The organism is Pseudoalteromonas sp. NBT06-2, assembly GCF_002276045.1.
Lineage (GTDB): Bacteria > Pseudomonadota > Gammaproteobacteria > Enterobacterales > Alteromonadaceae > Pseudoalteromonas.
In genome coordinates, this window is the sequence record NZ_NQMR01000460.1 from 1 (window position 1) to 305 (window position 305).

The window sequence follows — 305 nt, forward strand, 5'->3', positions numbered from 1 at the left end:
CTGCTACATCATCAAATATGTCTATTGTTGGATACTTTGAGTTTATTAATCTATAACCAGTTAACACTATCGTTATTACTCCACTACCATTGTGCACCTCTCATAGCGTCAATTCTCTTGAATGTTTCATATAAAGAACCAAAGCTACCAGTTGCAATTACATCTAACGGCTTTTTACCGTTAAAAAATTCATTATTATTTTCAAAACCCATGAAGCCATAAGCATTTTCAGGGTTATCAAACACAAGCCTTAACGCTTGATGAATATTTAATAGATACGACAAGCGCTCTATTTGGTCATTATT

The 305-nt window shown here is 33.1% G+C and carries 1 protein-coding gene; it reads right to left on the reverse strand.

The window, feature by feature from the left end; genetic code table 11:
- Positions 1–83: 83 nt before the first annotated feature.
- Positions 84–305 (reverse strand): antitoxin Xre/MbcA/ParS toxin-binding domain-containing protein (locus tag CJF42_RS28025; protein WP_215534225.1); only part of this gene is annotated, 222 nt, incomplete at its 5' end.